We start from the raw sequence: 18,204 nt of genomic DNA on the forward strand, positions 1-18,204 counted from the left end.
CAAAGAGTTAGAACATTTCCGTGTTTCGAAGAAAAACGGAAATGTTCTAACGCGCGTAATAGCCAGGCTGGTCGAGATCGTCGATGAGGCCCCGGCAGGTCGGCTGCCAGCCGAGCAGCCAGCGCGTATGGGCGCTGGAGGCTGCCATGTTCGTTGCCGCCATGGTGGCGAACCAGCCGAAATGTTCGCGGGGGCGAGACTCCACCGGCAGGCCGAGCTGGCGTCCGATCACCTCGGCGATCTCTCGGAACGGCACCGCCTCGTCAGCGACAGCATGATAGGCCGCTTCGGTGACGCCGCTTTCGAGCGCCAGGCGGTAGAGGCGGGCCGCGTCCAGCCGATGCACGCCCGACCAGCAATTCGTCCCATCGTCAGGATAGGCGGATACGCCGGTCTCGCGGGCGATGCGCACGAGGATCGGGATGAAGCCGTAATCGCCGATGCCATGCACGCTCGGGGCAAGCCGCATCGTCGCCGCACGGATCCCCTGCCCGGCGCACGGGCGGCGGCTTCCGATTTGCGCGGCGACGCCGGGTTCGGCAGGTCCGCTTCCGTGGCACCCCGCGGAAAGCCCAGCAGGCCCGATGTGACGATGAGCGGGCGATCCGACCCGGCAAGCGCATTCCCGAGCGCATGGATCGCGCGCTCGTCCTGCGCCGCATTATCGAGAAATTTCGAGAAGTCGTGGTTGAAGGCGGTGTGGATCACCGCATCGGCCTTCAGCGCGGTCTCGGCGAGTAGGTCGAGGTCATCGAGCGATCCCGGAACGAGCTTTGCGCCGATGACCGCAATCGCCTTTGCTTTTGCGATCGAGCGAACAAGCCCGCTGACCTTGTGGCCGGCGCGGACCAGTTCCTCGACGATGGCGGTGCCGAGCCAGCCGGTCGCACCCGTTACGAATATGTGCATTGCTGAGATCTCCATTGCCGGACTGCCGTCAGGCAGCCGGTGTTGAGGTTGTTGTGTTGTGCAAAGACTAGTCGAAGTCAGGCCACGCGCATCGACAGCTCGATGTCGTCGGCAAAGGGCGTGGACATGTATCCGCTCGTGGGCGAACGGACGTGGTCGAGATATTGCGGGCAATAATCGGCATCGTCGGCAATGACGAGCGCCCCAGGCCGAAGCCGGCCTTCGACAAGCGCCAGCACCTCGGGATAAAGCGACTTCGCCCCGTCAAGCAGAAGCAGGTCGATACAATCGGGAAGATCGGCGCTCAATGTCTCGAGCGCATCGCCTGCTCGGATTTCGACGAGATCGGCAAGGCCACCTTCTGCAATGTTCTGGCGAGCCCGCGCAACCTTCGAGACCTCGAATTCGCTGCTGATCAGCCGCCCGCCGCCATTGTCGCGAAGGGCCGCGGCAAGATAGAGCGTCGAGATGCCGAAGGACGTACCGAACTCGACGACGGTCTTCGCGTTGGTGCTGCGCGCCAGCATGTAGAGCAGCTCTCCGGTCTGGCGCGAGACGGGCAGCCACAGATCCTTCAGGCGACCGTAGAAATCGAGATATTCGGTCTTGCTGTGTATGAGCCGCTCCCGCTCGTCGTGCGAGAGCCCGGCCATGGCCGGGCTGGTGGCTCTGTCGGCCTCGGCAAACAGCTGATCGAGAAGCGGCGCGAGCGGTGCGCTTGTCATGGTGTTCATCAGGAAAATCCCTCATTTCGGATGGCTTGCTTTCGAAACGAAAATACGAATAATCCGTCGCATTCGCTAATCGCATTTGCGGAACGTCAATATGGCAGAGCGTCCAAGCCACGGAATTTCCTCAAGAAAATCGCCGAGACAAGCGCGCTCGAACGAGCTCGTAAACGCCATTCTGCAAGCTGCTGTTCAGGTTTTAGAGCAGGAAGGCGCGCAGCGTTTTACGACCGCTCGCGTAGCCGAAAGAGCCGGCGTCAGCGTTGGCTCGCTCTATCAATATTTCCCCAACAAGGCGGCCATCCTCTTCCGGCTGCAGAGCGACGAATGGCGGCAGACCTCGAATCTGCTGGGCGACGTCCTTGGTGACGAGACCCGTCCGCCGCTCGACCGGCTGCGCTCCCTGGTCCACGCCTTCATCCGCTCCGAATGCGAGGAAGCCGCCGTCCGCGTCGCGCTGAACGATGCCGCACCCCTCTATCGCGACGCTCCCGAAGCGCAGGAGGCACGGGGAGCCGCCGATGACATTATCGAGCAGTTCATGCGGGAAGCACTGCCCGACGTATCGGACGCAATCCGGACCATGGCCGGAGACCTGATCATGACGACGATGAGCACGGTCGGAAAGGAATTTTCCGAGGCAGCGCATGCCGAGAACGAAATCTCAGCCTTCGCGGACGCGATGTCGGACATGTTCTGCGCCTACCTCCGCAGCCTCAACTGACCAGCGCGGCTGGCTGCCGGCTCAATGATAGGTCACGACGGGATCGAACATCCTTTGCAGGAAGGCGCGCTGCGCGGCCTGCGCATATTCCCGGGGAATGTCGTGCCCGCACTCGAAGACATGGAGCGTCACCGGCACCCCGGCGTCGGTCAGCGCATCCGAGAACTGTTCGGCCTGGGCAACGGGAGCCCGCTCATCAAGCCTCCCGTGCAGCAGAAGGGTTTCCGCCCGGATTTTTGATACGTGATGCAGGGCGGAGCGGGCCAGGAAGGCTTCGCTCGACAGACCGGCCTCCTGCTCGATCGTCCACCGCAAACCTTTTGAACTCGCCTCATAGGCAGCCTTGAGATCGTAGACCCCGCTGCGCAAAATGACGGCCCTGAGATCGGGAACCTGGGCCGCGACCATGGCCGAGGCAACCGCTCCCCGGCTGTTGCCGTAAAGAACGATCCGACCGGCATCGACTGATGGCTGCTCCCGCAGGAAAGAGAGTGCGGCCATGATTGCTCGCTGGGTGTCTGGACCGCAAAAATCCGCAGGTCCGTCAGAAGCTCCGAAGCCCGGCTGCGAGACCGCCGCCGCGGTGATATTCAAACCGGAGCAGAACCGAAGCAGCGTGCCGCTATCGACCGTCTCCTGCGCGCCGATCAGACGGCCACCCTGGTTGCCGTGGACAAACAGGATTGCGCCGGCAGGCGTAGTGCTTTCAGGCTGCGCCTGAAAAAGCTCCACATTCGCCCCGTCGCCCCTGTCGATCAGATGTTGCGTCACATCCAGCATCGCCACCCCGCCCTTCGATCCGCCGAAACTGCCATGCGCAGACGGCGCGGTCTCCATAAATTTTCGCAGTATTTGTCGGCTAGCCCTCGCCCAATTCGTCCTGTGGCCGAGATCATCTGAAAGATCACCACCACGAGGAGACCATAATGAGAAAGATCATAGCCTCTACCTTCGTCAGCCTGGACGGCGTCATGCAGGCTCCGGGCGGCCCGCAGGAAGATCCCGTCAACGGCTTCAATTTCGGCGGCTGGGTATTCCACTACTGGGACGAGGAATCCGGCAAGGTGATCGACGAGCTTTTCGCAAAGCCCTTCGCCCTGCTGCTAGGCCGCAAGACCTACGATATCTTCGCCGCCCATTGGCCTTATCAGGATGACTCGATCTCCGCGGTCTTCAACCCCGCAACCAAATATGTGGCGACGCACCGGCCTGATACGCTCGCATGGGAAAACAGCAAGGCCCTCGGCTCCGATATCGTCGCCAGCCTGAAGAGGATCAAACAGGAGGATGGACCCGACCTGCTCATCCAGGGCTCCGGCAATCTCATCCAGACCCTGCTTGCCAACGACCTGATCGACGAAATGACGGTGATGACCTTCCCGCTCCTCCTCGGCAAGGGCAAGCGCCTGTTCGAGGGCGGCGCCACCCCTGGCGCCCTCAAGCTTAACCGCTCGTCGATCTCAGGCAAGGGCGTCATCATCGCCACCTATGAGCGGAGCGGCGAAGTCCCGACTGGCTCGTTTGCCGACGACAATCCGTCCGATGCCGAGCTGGAACGCCGGCGGAACTGGAAGTAATCGCACTCGTTTCGCGGTATCCTGCCTGCCCTGAAAGAGAGGCCTTCGTGCTGTGCCGAAACGCGGCTTCTCACAAGCGCCGTGAAAAGCCACCTTCGCCTCAGGCTGCGTTGCGCCCCTGCTCCTGCCCGCCGCGATTGCCGGTCCAGTTCGACTTGACGGACGATCCGTCCTCGCGCTGGACGGCGCGGCGGTTGAGCTTGAAGAGGCTGACGAGCTGGGCGAGCGCATCGGCTCCGACGGCAAGCGTGGCGCTGATGACGGTCGTGCGTGCGCTCATGGCGGCATTGTCCTGCGTCAGGCGATCGAGCCGCAAAACGGCCTTGCTGATCTCGCCGAGACCTGTCGTCTGCTCGTCTGCGGCCTTGGCGATCCTGTCCACATTGCCGTCGATCTGGCGCACGAGCACATCGATCTGCTTCAGCGCCTCGCCGGTCTCGCCGACAAGGCGCACGCCTTCGAGAACTTCCGCACCGGAATTGTTGATGAGCGCCTTGATCTCCTTGGCGGCGTTGGCCGAGCGCTGCGCCAGTTCGCGCACTTCCTGCGCGACCACGGCAAAACCCTTGCCGGCCTCGCCCGCACGCGCAGCTTCCACGCCGGCATTCAACGCCAGAAGATTGGTCTGGAAGGCGATCTCGTCGATCACGCCGATGATCTTGCTGATTTCGCCCGACGCCGTCTCAATGCGCTGCATGGCATTGACGGTCTGGCGCACCACCTCGGTCGAGGATGCCGTCGAGGCGCGGGCGCTCTGCACGAGTTGGCGGGTCTCCTTCGTGTTCTCGCTCGATGAGCGCACGGTGGCGGTGATCTCGTCCAGTGCCGCCGTCGTCTCTTCCAGCGCCGTGGCCTGCTCGCGGGAGCGTTCGGCGAGATGTTCGGAAGCTTCACGCACTTCCTGGCTGCTTTTCGAAAGGTCGCCGGTCTGGCCGAGCACATTGACCAGCGTCTTCTGGAATTCGCCGATCGACTTGTTGAAATCGCGCCGCAGCCGCTCGAACTCGCCGACGAAGGGTTTGTCCAGCGTGATGCGGATATTGCACTCGGAAAGCCGCTCGAGTGCCGCTCCCAGTTCCTCGACCGCATCCATCCGGTCGGTCACGTCGATCGCGAATTTGACGACCTTGAAGACCTGACCTCGGTGATCGATGATCGGATTGTAGGATGCCTGGATGAAGACGCGCTTGCCATCCTTGCCGAGCCGCATGAACTGGCCGGTCGCAAATTTGCCGGCGCGCAGCTCATCCCAGAAGCTGCGATACTCGGCGGAGCGGGCATAGTCAGGCTCGCAGAACATCGAGTGGTGCTTGCCGATGATCTCTTCCGCGCTGTAGCCGAGTGCGGCGAGGAAATTCTCGTTGGCACCGAGGATCTTGCCGTCGGGCGTGAATTCGATAACGGCCTGCGCCCGAGACAGCGCCGCAAGCTTGCCTTCGTCTTCGGCACTCTTGCGCTTGATTGCCGTAATGTCGGTAGCGATCTTCACCACCTTGTATGGCTTGCCGAAGCGGAAGACCGGATTGTAGGAGGCCTCGATCCAGATTTCCTGGCCATTCTTGGCCCGACGGCGATACTGGCACTGGTCATACTCGCCGCGCGCCAGCTTCGCCCAGAAGGCCTTGTACTCCCTGGAGGCCGCCTCCTCCGGCAGGACGAACAGGCTGTGATGGCGTCCGACGATTTCCTCGCGCCGATAACCGACCGCTCTGCAGAAATTCTCGTTCGCCGTCAGGATAGTGCCGGTCAGGTCGAACTCGATGATGGCCTGCGACCGGCTCAGGGCATCAAGCACGGCCGATGCGTCGAGGCCGGGTATGGGAAAGCGAGACATGCCTTTGGACCCTCAGAGGTGGGAAGTACCGGACCACTTCGGGTAGCCGCAGCACTTTCTCAAGACATTAGTCGGACACCCTTAATTAGCCATTAAGCATATCTGAAATGCCGCCTGGTCGCGCATCGAAAGCCGTCCTGCCGCGTCGAATTCGCCTGGAACACGCGCTAGGCTTTCCTTGCCGCTGACATCCCGCCCTCGCGAAAAACGAGTTCCAGCAGGATGCCGCCCGGCGTGCGCACGAAGAGGCGCCGTTCGCCAAGCTCGACAAGATCCATGGTGGAATAGACAATCCCGTCGTCGTCGAGCCGAGCCCGGAAGGCATCCTAGCCTTCCAGCCGGAAGCCGATATGATCGATCGCCTCAGCATCCCGGCCGACGGCCCTGCTCCCGCCCGGAATGAGATGCACGACAGGTTCCCCGTCATTGTAGAGCCAATAGCCGGCAAAGCCGAAATCCGGACGGTAGCCGACCGTCAGGCCCAGCAGGTTCTGGAGGAACTGTCGCGTCCCTTCCAGATCCGCCGTGCGCAAAGTCACATGATCGAGCTGCATGGCATCACCCGATCACTCCGCCGCCATCGACGCGCACCGTGGAGCCGGTGGCAAAGGGCGTCGTCATGAGGAAGAGCACGGCATTGGCGATATCGGAGGCCTGCCCGACCGTCTTTGCCGGCAGCGAGCCTGCGACGCGCTCGAACATGGCGTTCCGGTTGCCCTCATCCATCTTCGACCAGAGCGGCGTGTCGATCAGACCGGGCGAAACCGCGTTGACCCTGACCGGTGACAATTCCAGTGCCAGGCCACGGGCCAGGGATTCCAGTGCGGCATTGATGGCGCCCTGCAAGACGGAAGACGCTGACGGACGTTCGCTGAGGAAGCCGGAAATAAAGGTCAGCGTGCCGCGCTCGGCAAACCGTGCCGCCCGCGCAACCCGGTAAGCGCCCCAGAACTTGCTGTCCATGGCCCGCGCAGCATCATCGAGTGAAAGCTTGCGCACCGGCCCGCTCGGCGTCTGGGCGGCGGAGATGACGACATGATCCCATGCCTCGTGCGAAGCGAAGAAAGCTTCGACACTGCTGTTATCGCAGGTATCGAGCACTGCCGTCTCGACCTTGCCTTCGATCGACTTTGCAGCCTCGGCAAGCTTGTCTGCCGAGCGCGAAGCGATCGTCACCTCAGCACCGGCAGCTGCCGCCTGTTGCGCGACCGCAAGGCCGATGCCGGAGCTACCCCCGACAACGAGAACGCGTTGTTTGGCCAAGGATTTCATGGTCGAAGTCATCTTTTCTCTCCAGTTTGGGGCAATCCCGCCTTGTTTCGATGGCTGGAAGTTAGCGCGACAGGGCTCTTGCCGGAATGGATATTGTCGTAGACTGTCTCTTGCGATATCAGCAAGAATATGAGCGACAACTTCCTCGACATGCTGGTCTTTGTGCGCGTGGTTCAGGCCGGCAGCCTCTCCGGTGCAGCCCGCGATCTGAACTTCTCGCTGACCGTCGTCAGCCGCAAGCTGTCGCGTCTGGAGGAAAGGCTCGGTGTGCGCCTCGTCAACAGGACGACACGCTCCCTCTCCCTCACCGAGGAAGGCGCGCGCTTCTACGAACGCTGCTCTAAGATCTTGACCGAGATCGACGATGCCGAAACCGAGGCGACGAGCGGCAGGGATACGGCAAGCGGCCTTCTGAAGGTCACCGCCACCTATGCCTTCGGCCGCCGCTGGCTGGCACCACTCCTGCATGAATTCCGGGAGGCCCATCCCGATCTCACCATCCATCTCGATACCGAGGATGGCCTGGTGAACATCGTCGAGGCGGGCTACGATCTCGCAATTCGTTTCGGCGCGCTGTCCGACTCCAGCCTGATCGCCCGGCAGATCGCGCCGAACCGTCGTGTCATCTGCGCCTCCCCTGCCTATCTCGACCGCCGCGGCCGTCCCGAGACGATCGACGATCTGCCCGCCCACGAGGTCATCGCTTTCGGCGAGCCGCCCAACACGCACTGGACCTTTGCGGATGGGCGCAGCGCCAATGTCACCGCCAGGCTCACCACCAACAATGGCGAGCTCGCCCATCGCTGGGCGCTTCTAGGGGCCGGGCTCGTGCTGAAGTCGATCTGGGACATCAAGGACGACATCGACAGCGGTGCGCTGGAGATTGTGCTACCGGAGGCAAGGCTCGCCGCCGCCCCGATCCATGCCGTCTTCCCTCACAGCCGGCTTGCCGCCGCCAAGGTCCGCCTCTGCATCGATTTCCTGTCGCAGAGACTGCGCAAGGCATCGCCGGCGGAAGTGTCGACGGATCACTGCTGATTTGTCGAAAAAGTGATTTCGTTCCAAAGACTTCTGGCTTATGTGGACTTGCCAGACGCAAGCAATGCCCATCTTCTGCCCGATTGTTGGCGCTTTAGTCAGCCAATGCCCCCACTCAGACTGCCCGCGCGCGCTGGGCCCAAGACTGCGCGCCGAGACAGTGTTTCAATCAGCTTTCAAGGACGTCAGAATGTCGCTGAAAACATCTTCCCGCTGGATCGCACCGCTCGCCGGTCTTCTGGTGCTCTCGGGGAGTGCAATTACCGTGCGCGCCGAGCCGCTGCCGGCGTCGCCCGTCACCCAGGCTAGCCCGAGGCCCAACTATACGGTTCCAGCCCGCCGCCCCGTCCATATCCTCCGGCAGGATACGGACGCGTCGCTGTCGGCCCTCTTTGATTCAGCCAGCGGCAATCAGGCCAAGGTGCTGAACGAGATGGACGGCCTCCAAGTCTTGATGAACAACGACATCGCCGAGGCGGTCGAGGCCTATTACGCCCAGCCGAAGGCAAAGCTCATCTGGGTCGATGGCAAGGGACCGACCCCCAAGGCCGCGCAGGCGCTCAGCCTCCTGAAGCAGGCTGAGGACTGGGGATTGAATGCCGGCGACTATGCCGTTGCTCCTCCTCAAGGATCGGACCGCGCGAGAGCACTGGCCGAGTTCGAAGCCTCCCTCTCGGCCAAGATGCTGATGTTCCTGCAGGATAATTTCCGCGGCCGCATCGATCCCAACAAGCTGTCCAACTATTATGACTTCAAGCGCAAGCCGGTCGATCTGAGGGCGACGATCGCCCAACTCTCGGCCACGCCCGACCTCATGGTGGTCTTCGACCGCCTTCTGCCGAGCAATCCGAAATTCGCCCAGCTTGCCGCCGAGTTGCATTACCTGCGCACCTCGGGCCAGGGCGGGGACACTGCCGCCAACATCAACAAGGTGATCGTGGCGATGGAGGAAATGCGCTGGCTGCCGCAGGAATTCCCGGAGCGCTACGTCTTCATCAACCAGCCCGCCTACATGGCCTATTATTACGAAAACGGCACGCTGACACTCTCGATGAAGGCGGTGATCGGCCAGCAGGATCACCAGACCAACTTCTTCGACGCCTCGATCAAGACGGTCGAATTCAACCCCGACTGGGGCGTGCCGCAATCGATCATCCGCAACGAGATGCTGCCGCATCTGAAGCGCGATCCCGCCTATCTGGACAAGGAAGGCTATGTGGTCTCGGTCAAGGGCAAGACCATGCCATCGGCCAAGGTCGACTGGTCGCAGCCACTTGAGAATATCGGTGTCGTCCAGCCGCCCGGTCCCGATAATGCGCTCGGCCAGCTGAAGATTCTTTTCCCGAACTCGCACGACATCTACATGCACGATACCCCTGCCCGTGGTAAGTTCGCCTCGCAGGACCGCATGTTCAGCCATGGCTGCGTGCGTCTGGAAAACCCGAAGGCGATGGCCGCCGCCGTCCTGAAGACCTCGGTCGAGTTCGTCGACCAGCAGATCGCTGATGGCGCCAAGAAGGACATGCCGGTTCCGGAACAGGTTCCGGTCTACGTCTCCTATTTCACCGCATGGCCGACGGATGATGGCGTCATCCACTATTTCGACGACATCTACGGCCGCGATGCGGAAACCTTGACGGCGATTTCAGCGACGACCGCAAGCCGCGCTCAATCGTAACTCGGCCGGGGCTGTGCCAGCCCCGCCCCTTCATCGCCAGCTACCCTCTGGCTATCCTCTCGTCGTCCCTGCCGACAATCGTCGGCGGGTAACGATATGTGCATTTTACACATATTCATTGACGGCATGCTCCGCCCCTGATATATGTGCATTATACACATAATGGAGTGGATATGGCACAGCAAATCTCAACCGGCGCACGCAAGTGCGGCGCCGGCGCAGCAGAACCGCGCGCGGCGATCATCGGGAGCAGCTCCGATGGCCGCTAGGATCACTACACGCAGCTGGGCGACACCCCTGACGATCGGCTCCTTCCTGCTGATGGCAGGCACCGGCGTCATGATGTTCTTCGAGTGGGAACGAGGCCTGATGACCGTCGTCCACCAATGGTTCTCCTGGTTTTTCGTTATTGGCGCCATCGGCCACATCGTCGCCAACATCAAGCCCTTCCAGTCGCATCTGAAGGCGCGCTGGGGCCGCTACAGCATTGCGGTTTTCGCGATCGTGCTTGCCGCTTCCGTCTTCAGCTGGGGGCAGATCACCGGGCCGCAACTGGAGCGCCCGATCGAACAGGCGCTTGTCTACGCCCCTCTCTCAGCCCTTGCCGATGTCACCGGTCAGTCACAGGCCGATCTCCTGGCCAGGCTCAGGCAGCAGGGCATAGAGGCCGAGGCGGATCAATCCGTCGGAGATCTCGCCCGCCTGCATGGAATCGATGAGAACCGCGCTCTTGCGATCATCTTCGGCGTGGAAGGATAAGCCTGCGTCCTACCGCTTATTGCCGACAGCGCCTTCACCTGTGCGGCGCCCGGAATTTGTGGCATAACTGGGCGATGGCGATACATGTCTTGGCAGTCCATGGTGATAGTGTCGGGACGGAACGGGCGGCAGGCGGCTCGCTTGCAGGCGCCTATTCCGTGGGCGTTCTCTGCTGGCTCCTCTCAGCCGGCGTCTATATCGCCGCCAAATGGGTCTCCACCGAGATGCCGCCCTGGGCGCTCTGCTTCTGGCGCGTGCTGATCGCCTTTGCGATCCTGCTGCCGATCGTCCAACGCCATTTTTCAGAGATGCTCGCGCTGGTGCGGGCACGCGGCCTGGAATTGCTTTTCATCGGCGGCATGGGGCTTGCCATCTGCCAAGGCATGATCTTCGTCGGCCTCGAACATGCCGATGCCACCACCGCCGGCATTATCATCGCACTGATCCCGATCATCACCATGATCCTTGCCCGCGTCATGCTGTCAGAGCCGATGGGAAGCTGGCAGGTGGCCGGCTCCATCCTTGCCTTCCTCGGCATCCTCCTCATCATCGTCAAAGGCAGCCCCGATGCGCTGCTGCGCCTCGACTTCAATCCCGGCGAACTCTGGATCGTCGCCGGCGCCTTCTGCTTCAGCCTGTATACGGTGCTGCTGCGGCGCGCGAAATTCGACCTGAACCGCCTTGCCCTGCTCGTCCTGCTGCTCGGTGCCGCGGCGCTGACCGCACTGCCCTTCTACCTCTACGAGCTTACCGCCGACGAACGCACGACGCTGAATACGAGCGGTCTCATCGCGCTCGCCTATGTGGCAATCCCCGGCGGCGCGCTCATGTACTATCTCTTCAACCGGAGCATCGAGGCACTGGGTGCCGCCCGCGCCGGCGTGCTCCTCTACATACAGACGATCTTCATCGCCGTGCTCGCCTATCTGATCCTCGGTGAAAAGCTGCAGACCTATCACCTCGAAGGTGCGGCCCTCATCATCGCCGGGTTGCTGCTGATCATCCTGCTGAAACCGAAGGAAAAGACAGCGACGGCCTGAAGACAGGCGGCGAGGATCAGGACCCTCAGCCCTTCACGCCCGCCCCAAAACGCAGCCCGTCCACCAGAAGCGCAAGCATCCGCCGCGTCGTCGCTGGATCATCCCCCTGCCCGAGATTGGAAAGCTGTGCGCCGGCGCGCAGGAGTTCGCTCGCCTCGATATCGCCGCGTGCGGCTCCGGCGGCAACGGCCCTATCCAGCAGGCCCTGCAACGCCGGGATCATGCGCTGCTCGAAATAGACGGGCAGCGCCTGATAGGCCGGGTCGCCGGAATGGAGTGCCGCGGCAAGGCCGCGCTTGGCCATGATGAAGTCCGTGAAGCGCAGCATCCAGCGCGACAACGCCTCTCCCGGCTCGTGTTCGGCGGCAAGCGTCACGGCGGCATCGGCGCAGGCATCCATCTCGTTGCGCACGACCGCCTTGATGAGATCCGAACGCTGCGGAAAATGGCGGTAGAGCGTGCCGACGCCCACCCCTGCCTTGTCGGCGATCTCGCGCACCGGCGCATCCACGCCGGAAGTGGCAAATACATCCAAGGCGGCTTTCAGCAGCGAATCCAGGTTGCGCCGCGCGTCCGCTCTTACAGGCCTTTCATGGCCGCCATCAGCCTCACGCGCCTCGCCCGGGCGGTCCGTCCCGTCAGTCACATCAACACCTCTTGCAAAACGGAACATTGTTCCGTATAAACGGAACCGCGTTCCGGATGCGCTCTTATACCTCGTTTGCCAGGACTTTGCCAGCCGCAAAGCCTGCCTGACGGGCAGCTCAAGATTCACCTGCTCCCGCGAGCAGTCCAAGATTCGAAGGAAACGAAGATGCAATACCGTCCCCTTGGCCGCACCGGCATCAAGGTCAGCCCCTATTGCCTTGGCGCCATGATGTTCGGCGCCATCGGCAATGCCGATCACGATGACTCCATCCGCATCATCCACAAGGCCCTCGACGCCGGCATCAACTTCATCGACACCGCCGATATGTACAGCCACGGCGAATCCGAGGAGATCGTCGGCAAGGCGCTGAAAGGCCGGCGCGACAATGTGGTTCTCGCCACCAAATGCTTCATCCCGATGGGCCAGGATCCGAACCAGCAGGGCAGCTCGCGCCGCTGGATCTATCGCGCCGTCGAAGATTCTCTGCGCCGCCTGCAGACTGATTATATCGACCTCTTCCAGATGCACCGCCCGGCGCCGGACACCGATATCGAGGAAACGCTCTCGGCCCTCACCGACCTGATGCGCGCAGGCAAGATCCGCGCCATCGGCTCCTCCACCTTCCCCGTCTCCGAGATCATCGAGGCGCAATGGGTGGCCGAAAAGCGGGGGCTCGCCCGCTTCCGCACCGAGCAGCCGCCCTATTCCATCCTGCATCGCGGCATCGAGCGCGAAGTCCTCCCCGCCCTCGAACGCTACGGCATGGGCGCGCTGGTCTGGAGCCCTCTCGCCATGGGCATGCTGACCGGCCGCTACCGCAGGGGTGCGGCCCAGCCGGACAGCACCCGCGTTGCCTATTTCCCGAAGCAGATGTCGAACGAGAACAGCCTCGATGCGGTCGAGCAGCTCATCCCACTCGCGGAAGGCGCCGGCATCTCGCTCACCCACATGGCGCTTGCCTTCGTCATCGCCCATCCGGGCGTCACGTCGGCTATTCTCGGCCCCCGCACCATGGCACAGCTCGACGATCTCCTGGCCGGCGCGCAAGTGCGCCTGAGCGACGAACTGCTCGACGCCATCGACGCCATCGTACCCCCAGGCACCGAAACGGGCCCGCTGGAGGCCAATTACCAGCCCCCGGCGATCAAGACCGCGAGTTTGCGCCGCCGCCCGCCCGCCGAACGCGCCGCCGGCTGATCGGAAACACAGGTTGAAGGCTCCGCCATTCCGGCGGGGCCTTCAGCACATCGGCAATATGGTCGGGAACAAGGCCATGATTGGCCGGGGCCAGTTCGCTGGAACCAGGTTCGGCTCATGCTTGCCGAACGGTTTCGAAAATCGGGCTGATCAAAGGTCAGCGGCAGGCAATTGCTGCAGCCGGCGCTGCGCCTCTTCCACCTCGATCGCAAGCCCTTCCAGAAGCTCGTCCCACATATCGAGCGCCCGCAGGCCTTCACGTGTACGAAACAGATAATCGGCGGAACTGCCGATACTGCCTGCCGCCGTGGCAAGCCGCTGTACGGTCGCTTCCCTGGAAAGGCCGCCGGCATAGGTATTTGCCAGCGGGTTCATGGTGAAAGCGATACCGCTTCCAAAACGCGCGCCGTCTTCGTCAAGCAGGTCGACCCAGCGCGGAATATAGGCCTCGGCCACCATCTCCCGCCGCCACAGCAGTTCGAGCTCGTGCAGGAGATCGTCTTCCTCCAGGCGCAAGGCCACGCCGTCGCAGTTGCCGCCCGCATCCAGCCCGAGCACGAGGCCCGGATTTTCCGGCGAGCCGCGTCCGGATGCGGTGGCAAGGCAAAAGGACCGGCGCCAGCCCTCGATACGGGCTTTCCGGCTTTCAACACTCAGAATGATCGGATTCCAGATCAGCGACCCATAGGCGAAAATCCAGACAGGGCCTTCCGGCCGTTCGGCAAGGATCGACGCGAGCGATGCCTGCCGCTCCTCGTCGCTCAGAAGCCGGAGCGTCGGCGCCGCCCCGGCAATCAGGTCTGCGAAAACGCCGCTCAGCAGCAGTTCGCGCGACAGGATTTCCTCGCCGCAGCAGGCGACCGTTTCCGAGTTTTTATTCTTGATGGTCATGACACCCCCAAATACCGGCCGCGGACATCGTCAACGGCCTTATTTCGTCGCCATCATCCACGCCTCGCGCGCCGGATAAAGCCCGTCGGCACAGACACAGTGTCTCCGCAGCCGCAACAATCGACGCATCGTCGCCTCCCTCTTCCCGCCGCAAAGATCAGCACCACATGTTTCTCGAAGAGACTCAATGAACGGGAGCCCGACATGAGCGAAATCGGCCGTCTGCTCGGCGCCGGCAAGGAAGCGGAAGTCTTTGAACATGGCACGCTGGCGCTGAAGCTCTATAAGCCCGGCCGGCCGAAAGCCCCCGCCTTTCGCGAAGCCGCCAGTCTGGCGATCGCCGAGAAACTGTCGCTGCCAGCGCCCAGGGTTCACGTCGTCGGCGATTATCACGGCCGTTGGGGCCTTTTGATGGATCGCGTGACCGGGGCAAGCCTTGCCGATGAGATGGCGCCCGAGCCGCCATTGTCAGCCATCAAGGAAATGGCCGCCCTGCACCTGCGCCTCCACCGCGAACCCGGCACCGGCCTCCCCTCGCTGAAATCGAGGCTGTCGGCCAATATCGAAAGCGCCGAACCCCTGACACAAGACCTGCGCGACCGGCTGCTTCTCACACTTGCCGCCCTGCCCGATGGTGACAGGGTCTGCCACGGTGACTTCCATCCCTGGAATATCCTGGGCTCCGGCAGTGACGCGATGATCGTCGACTGGCTCGATGCCTGCAGCGGCAACCCGGCCGCCGATGTCTGCCGCACCTACCTCCTGATGCGCCGCGTGCTCCCGGCAATCGCCGAGGCCTATGTCGTCACCTATGCGAAGGCGGCAGAATTACCCGCTGACGAGATCTTCACCTGGCTGCCGGTTATCGCCGCAGCCCGCCTGGCAGAGGACGTGCCCGAGGAGAACGAAGATCTCTTGCATCTTGCAGCACTCGCCCCTGTCGACGGATAGGGCCACTTCCTGATTCGCATCGCCTTTCGCCGTCTGCACCTGCTCCTTGCCAAGCTGCCTCGGCCTGGAGAGGAATAGTGCCAGCGTCGGCGAGCTGTTCGGCCTCTTATGGCCGACGGCAAGATCGATCGTCGGCGGTTCGCCCTTCAGCGGGTGGCTCGTGACGGACCAGGGAAGGACGTTTTCGGCACAGGCGGTCAAGAGCGCCACGCAGCTCAGGCGGCGGTACGCGACGGTCTCCGCCCGCCCCAGCGCCAGCGCTTGATCATGAAAGACCGGACGGCCCTCTCAATGCCCGTTCCCGATTACACCTTCGGTTCGGCAGGGCAGCAGATCCGTTCGTTTTCTGTTGCGAACAGTTCGCAATTATGTTTTGCTAATGCAAGTGATTAGCAATCGCATTTCAAGCAGATTCCGGATTGATCGTTGGGGGCGGTCGTGGCTGAGACCAAGGGTATCGACGAAATGACGAGGGAAGAGATCGAGCGGCTGCTGCTGAAGCTCAGCAACATGCTCCACGCCTCTTCGACCGCCCTCGAGGAAAGCAATAGCCTGTCACAGGCAATGGAGAACATTGCCGACCTGCTGCAGAACTACGAGGCCATTTCAGGCGACGCGGATGAGGTCGCAAACCGGATCGCCGAAGCGATAAAGATGGTCGGACAGGCCGATTTTATCCGCCCTGATGAATCGACGGTTCACTGAGCATCGGCCCTGTAACCGGGCCCCGCTTCTGGTTCAGGCCGCACAAGCCTCGCAGGTGCCGCGGATTTCGATCGTCGTTTTCGCCGGCTTGAACTTCTGGCTGCGCACCCATCCCATCAGCCGATGGTCAACCTCATGGTCGTGGAATTCGATCACCTGGCCGCAGCTTTCGCAGATCGCGAAGGCGACGATGCCGTGGCTGTGGCAATCCTCGCCCGGATGGGCGCAGGCGACGAAGGAATTGATGCTTTCGAGGCGATGCACGACGCCATATTCGAGCAGCTTTTCCAGCGCCCGGTAGACCTGCAGCGGCGCGCGAAAACCCTGGTCGCGCAGCTTGTCGAGGATCGTATAGGCGCTGAGCGGCCCCTCGGCCTTTTCGAGCACGTCGAAAACGAGCGCCTGGTTACGGGTCATTTGCGGTGCGGTCATGAGCCTTGTCCTTGCAGGTCCCTGCGCCCGCGCCAGGCGGGAAGCAGGCTCAGAATGAAGAGAATGAGGGCGGCCACCACGATCGACGGGCCTGATGGCGTGTCATAGGTCAGCGAGCCGAAGAGCCCGCCGACGACGGCGACAGCGCCGATCAGCGAGGCAAGCACGGCCATCAGTTCCGGTGTCGAGGAAAAGCGCCGCGCCGTTGCCGCCGGAATGATCAAGAGCGAGGTGATCAGCATGATGCCGACGATCTTCATGGCAATGGCAATGACGACCGCCATCAACAGCATGAAGAACAGCCGCGCCCGCTCCGGCTGCAGGCCCTCGGCCTCAGCCAGTTCCGGATTGACGGTGGCCGCAAGCAGCGGCCGCCACAGCCAGGCGATGGCCGCCAGCACGAAAATGCCGCCGCCCCAGATCAGCGCGATATCGGTCGTCGACACCGCAAGAATGTCACCGAACAGGAAGGCGATGAGATCGATGCGCACCCAGGTCATGAAGGCGACCATGACGAGGCCGATCGCAAGCGTCGCATGCGAGAGAATGCCGAGCAGCGCATCGGCCGACAGCGCCTGACGCTTCTGCAGGAAGAGAAGCAGGATCGAGACGACAGCGGCCACCACGAAGACGGCAAGCGTCAGGTTGAGTTCGAAGAGCAGCGAGAGCGCCACGCCGAGCAGCGCCGAATGGGCGATCGTATCGCCGAAATAGGCCATGCGCCGCCAGATGATGAAGCAGCCGAGCGGCCCCGTCGTCAGTGCCAGACCGACGCCGGCAAGAATGGCGCGCACGAAGAAATCGTCAAGCATGACGGTCCTCCCCGCTGCTGGCCGTGCTCTGCGCCCCACTCTGAGAATGCGTGTGCGTATGGGCGCGGGCCTCCGCATGCGCGTGCCCGTGGTGATGATCGCCATCAGCCTGCGCATGAGCATGGGCTTCGGCATGAGCGTGCGAATGCACGTGCCTGTGGTCATGATGATGCCCATCGTCGGGATGGCAATGATCGGTCACCGAGCCGTCTTCATGCAGCACGCGCCCGTCGGGCAGATGCGTATGGTCGTGATGGTGGCTGTAGACGGCGAGCGTCGGCGCAGCCCGACTGCCGAAGAGGCGCACATATTCCGGGCTCTGGCTGACGGCCTGCGGCGTGCCGCGGCAGCAGACATGGCCGTTGAGGCAGATCACGGTATCCGTTTCCGCCATGACGACATGGAGATCGTGCGAGATCAGCAGGATACCGCAGCCGGTCGTGTTGCGGATCGACTTGATGAGCTCGTAAAGCGCGATCTCGCCGGCGAAATCGACGCCCTGCACCGGCTCGTCGAGCACCAGAAGATCGGGTTTGCGGGCAATGGCGCGCGCCATCAAGGCGCGCTGGAATTCGCCGCCGGAGAGGTGCTGCACCTGCGCATCCAGCATATGCGCCATGCCGGAGGCTTCAAGCGCGGCCATGATATCGGCCTCGGGCAGCGGCCCGGTCAGCGTCATCAGCCGCCGCACCGAAAGCGGCAGCGTCCAGTCGACGGCAAGCTTCTGCGGCACATAGCCGACCTTGAGGCCGGCAATGCGCGTCACCCTGCCCTCATCCGCCTTCAGGACGCCGATCGCCGCCTTCGCGCTCGTCGATTTGCCGGAGCCGTTCGGGCCGATCAGCGTGACGATCTCGCCGCGAGAAACGGAGAAATCCACACCGCGCACCAGCCACCGGCCACCGCGGCGAATGCCGACATTCTCAAGCGAAACCAGCGGTTCGGCCTTCTTACCAGCAGGGGTATTTGCGGGAGAGAGCATCAAATTTTCCGAAAGTGCTGTTGCGT

The 18,204-nt window shown here is 62.6% G+C and carries 19 protein-coding genes and 1 pseudogene; 9 read left to right on the top strand and 11 right to left on the bottom strand.

The window, feature by feature from the left end:
• Positions 1-46: 46 nt before the first annotated feature.
• Positions 47-909 (bottom strand): annotated as a pseudogene (locus FHT93_RS06780) (SDR family oxidoreductase).
• A 77-nt stretch (positions 910-986) separates the two neighbouring features.
• A complete protein-coding gene (locus tag FHT93_RS06785) occupies positions 987-1,643 on the bottom strand; it encodes a class I SAM-dependent methyltransferase (protein ID WP_183846813.1) in 657 nt (218 codons plus the stop codon).
• A gap of 91 nt (positions 1,644-1,734) precedes the next feature.
• Here FHT93_RS06785 and FHT93_RS06790 point away from each other — a divergent pair, with 91 nt between their 5' ends.
• Positions 1,735-2,361 carry a TetR family transcriptional regulator gene (locus FHT93_RS06790; RefSeq protein WP_183846815.1) on the top strand — a complete coding sequence of 209 codons (627 nt, stop codon included), beginning with the start codon at positions 1,735-1,737 and terminating at the stop codon, positions 2,359-2,361.
• 21 nt (positions 2,362-2,382) lie between these two features.
• Here the strand turns inward: FHT93_RS06790 and FHT93_RS06795 are convergent, their stop codons facing one another.
• On the bottom strand, positions 2,383-3,141 hold the full coding sequence (locus FHT93_RS06795) for a prolyl oligopeptidase family serine peptidase (protein WP_183847563.1): 759 nt from the start codon (positions 3,139-3,141) through the stop codon (positions 2,383-2,385).
• A 146-nt stretch (positions 3,142-3,287) separates the two neighbouring features.
• Here FHT93_RS06795 and FHT93_RS06800 point away from each other — a divergent pair, with 146 nt between their 5' ends.
• A complete protein-coding gene (locus FHT93_RS06800) occupies positions 3,288-3,938 on the top strand; it encodes a dihydrofolate reductase family protein (RefSeq protein ID WP_183846816.1) in 651 nt (216 codons plus the stop codon).
• Between the two features lie 100 nt (positions 3,939-4,038).
• Here the strand turns inward: FHT93_RS06800 and FHT93_RS06805 are convergent, their stop codons facing one another.
• The 3 genes from FHT93_RS06805 to FHT93_RS06815 form a co-directional block, all read right to left on the bottom strand.
• A complete protein-coding gene (locus tag FHT93_RS06805; protein WP_112969385.1) occupies positions 4,039-5,772 on the bottom strand; it encodes a PAS domain-containing methyl-accepting chemotaxis protein in 1,734 nt (577 codons plus the stop codon).
• Between the two features lie 326 nt (positions 5,773-6,098).
• Complete coding sequence (locus tag FHT93_RS35505; protein ID WP_246781563.1) at positions 6,099-6,326, bottom strand: VOC family protein; 228 nt, start codon at positions 6,324-6,326, stop codon at positions 6,099-6,101.
• A 4-nt stretch (positions 6,327-6,330) separates the two neighbouring features.
• Positions 6,331-7,044, bottom strand: coding sequence for an SDR family oxidoreductase (locus FHT93_RS06815; RefSeq protein WP_183847564.1), 714 nt, complete (start codon positions 7,042-7,044; stop codon positions 6,331-6,333).
• A gap of 129 nt (positions 7,045-7,173) precedes the next feature.
• On the opposite strand from FHT93_RS06815, the gene FHT93_RS06820 reads away from it, so the two are divergent.
• The 4 genes from FHT93_RS06820 (at position 7,174) to FHT93_RS06835 (ending at position 11,559) form a co-directional block, all read left to right on the top strand.
• A complete protein-coding gene (locus FHT93_RS06820) occupies positions 7,174-8,082 on the top strand; it encodes a LysR family transcriptional regulator (protein ID WP_183846818.1) in 909 nt (302 codons plus the stop codon).
• A 190-nt stretch (positions 8,083-8,272) separates the two neighbouring features.
• Positions 8,273-9,760: a L,D-transpeptidase family protein gene (locus FHT93_RS06825; RefSeq protein ID WP_183846820.1), complete on the top strand. Its 1,488-nt coding sequence runs from the start codon at positions 8,273-8,275 to the stop codon at positions 9,758-9,760.
• A gap of 258 nt (positions 9,761-10,018) precedes the next feature.
• On the top strand, positions 10,019-10,519 hold the full coding sequence (locus FHT93_RS06830) for a DUF4405 domain-containing protein (protein ID WP_018114287.1): 501 nt from the start codon (positions 10,019-10,021) through the stop codon (positions 10,517-10,519).
• A gap of 74 nt (positions 10,520-10,593) precedes the next feature.
• Positions 10,594-11,559, top strand: a complete 966-nt coding sequence (locus FHT93_RS06835; RefSeq protein WP_183846822.1) for a DMT family transporter — start codon at positions 10,594-10,596, stop codon at positions 11,557-11,559.
• 25 nt (positions 11,560-11,584) lie between these two features.
• Here the strand turns inward: FHT93_RS06835 and FHT93_RS06840 are convergent, their stop codons facing one another.
• Positions 11,585-12,205: a TetR/AcrR family transcriptional regulator gene (locus FHT93_RS06840; protein ID WP_113204026.1), complete on the bottom strand. Its 621-nt coding sequence runs from the start codon at positions 12,203-12,205 to the stop codon at positions 11,585-11,587.
• 168 nt (positions 12,206-12,373) lie between these two features.
• On the opposite strand from FHT93_RS06840, the gene FHT93_RS06845 reads away from it, so the two are divergent.
• Positions 12,374-13,405 (top strand): aldo/keto reductase, encoded by a 1,032-nt coding sequence (locus FHT93_RS06845; protein ID WP_112969379.1) that lies wholly within the window; start codon positions 12,374-12,376, stop codon positions 13,403-13,405.
• A gap of 150 nt (positions 13,406-13,555) precedes the next feature.
• On the opposite strand, the gene FHT93_RS06850 is transcribed toward FHT93_RS06845, so the two are convergent.
• A complete protein-coding gene (locus FHT93_RS06850) occupies positions 13,556-14,296 on the bottom strand; it encodes a gamma-glutamylcyclotransferase (protein ID WP_112546874.1) in 741 nt (246 codons plus the stop codon).
• A 204-nt stretch (positions 14,297-14,500) separates the two neighbouring features.
• Between FHT93_RS06850 and FHT93_RS06855 the strand changes: the two genes are divergently transcribed.
• Positions 14,501-15,247: an aminoglycoside phosphotransferase family protein gene (locus FHT93_RS06855; RefSeq protein WP_112969377.1), complete on the top strand. Its 747-nt coding sequence runs from the start codon at positions 14,501-14,503 to the stop codon at positions 15,245-15,247.
• 438 nt (positions 15,248-15,685) lie between these two features.
• Positions 15,686-15,952 carry a hypothetical protein gene (locus FHT93_RS06860; protein ID WP_183846824.1) on the top strand — a complete coding sequence of 89 codons (267 nt, stop codon included), beginning with the start codon at positions 15,686-15,688 and terminating at the stop codon, positions 15,950-15,952.
• Positions 15,953-15,985: 33 nt separating this feature from the next.
• On the opposite strand, the gene FHT93_RS06865 is transcribed toward FHT93_RS06860, so the two are convergent.
• The 3 genes from FHT93_RS06865 to FHT93_RS06875 are packed head-to-tail and all read right to left on the bottom strand — an operon-like array spanning position 15,986 to position 18,178.
• Positions 15,986-16,384, bottom strand: a complete 399-nt coding sequence (locus FHT93_RS06865; RefSeq protein ID WP_112546871.1) for a Fur family transcriptional regulator — start codon at positions 16,382-16,384, stop codon at positions 15,986-15,988.
• Positions 16,381-17,196 carry a zinc ABC transporter permease subunit ZnuB gene (znuB, locus tag FHT93_RS06870; protein WP_112546870.1) on the bottom strand — a complete coding sequence of 272 codons (816 nt, stop codon included), beginning with the start codon at positions 17,194-17,196 and terminating at the stop codon, positions 16,381-16,383. Before znuB ends, FHT93_RS06865 begins: the two co-directional genes overlap by 4 nt.
• The gene (locus tag FHT93_RS06875) at positions 17,189-18,178 is read right to left on the bottom strand and encodes a metal ABC transporter ATP-binding protein (protein WP_183846826.1); all 990 of its coding nucleotides are present in this window, start codon (positions 18,176-18,178) and stop codon (positions 17,189-17,191) included. The genes znuB and FHT93_RS06875 overlap by 8 nt, the downstream gene beginning before the upstream one ends.
• Positions 18,179-18,204: the final 26 nt, after the last annotated feature.

The sequence above is a fragment of the Rhizobium sp. BK379 genome (assembly GCF_014193955.1).
GTDB lineage: Bacteria > Pseudomonadota > Alphaproteobacteria > Rhizobiales > Rhizobiaceae > Rhizobium.